Annotated in this window: 1 protein-coding gene and 1 pseudogene; both read left to right on the top strand. The window is 48.1% G+C overall.

Annotation, left to right across the window (positions count from 1 at the left end; translation table 11 throughout):
• On the top strand, nucleotides 1-336 hold a 336-nt coding region (locus QWF21_RS18025; protein WP_330089428.1), incomplete at its 5' end, for a hypothetical protein.
• 12 nt (nucleotides 337-348) lie between these two features.
• A pseudogene (locus QWF21_RS18030) lies at nucleotides 349-1,018 on the top strand (hypothetical protein); the annotation flags it as partial.

Here is a 1,018-nt window from a genome sequence, read left to right on the forward strand (position 1 = left end):
TTAGAGATAGGTGGTTATATCAACAAACTGACAGCACCTAACGGTACGGCTTATTATCAGTATACCAAGCCGATGGTGGGTGAGAGGCGAAGTGTGGCTCTGCCTGTAACTGGCCAGATTGGCTACCATACGCATCCGACTGGTACCCTGCTGTTTTCGAATACGATTACCAACCCCACAGGCTCTGATGCAGAATGGGTTGCTGACTCCAATAATCATTTGTATGTCGGTGCACTGCAAGGAGGGGATGTTAAGATAGGCATATGTGAACACAGCTCTGCTTGCATGAGAGGCATAGGACGATTTGGCAATGAAGCAACACGCGAAGTTCAATAGTTAGGAGGGGGTATGTTAATTGCATTGTTGGCAACTGTAGCAGGCGTATGGCCTCAGCTTCCGCAAATTGAGCGTTACATTGATGTGTGTGAGTCGGCTTATATGGAGTATAGCCAAGAGCCATTGCCTGTTGAAGTAGACCATATTTCAGTTTGGGTAGGTGGAAAGCATAGCAGTATCGGTTTTGTTCAAGGTGATTTAGGGTTAGTAACAAGAGAACCGGCCGGGGGATATGAGCTGAGCTGGGTTTGTGAGCTGGAGAATCGCACCGAAGAGATTTACGCATTGGGACGTAATGGTGAAGCACCATTTATTATGCCAGACTCAGCTAACTATAAGCGTGTTGTGTCTGATTTAAACACAGAGTTTGATGTGGTTGAGTTTCATGTAAAACAGGGAGTGCGTCGATTTCTGGGTAGTCGCCGTTACAGTCAACAAGGAATTGGTGTTTACTTTAAAAGGGTCCGTCCAAGCGATGTGATTCTAAATGGCTATCACAGCTTAGCGGGTCTCGACGAATTACCCCCAGCCCATGCTGGTTTGGTGTTGCCGGTCGCAGAAGCCAGCCGTTATCAGGACAACAACGATGGTACGGTAACGGATAGAACCACGGGTTTAATGTGGCAACGATGTGCAGTAGGAAGGGAATGGCGCGAAGGCCGGTGCGAAGGTGAAGCCCTGG

It is taken from the genome of Alkalimonas mucilaginosa (genome assembly GCF_036327005.1).
Taxonomy (GTDB): Bacteria; Pseudomonadota; Gammaproteobacteria; order Enterobacterales; family Alteromonadaceae; genus Alkalimonas; species Alkalimonas mucilaginosa.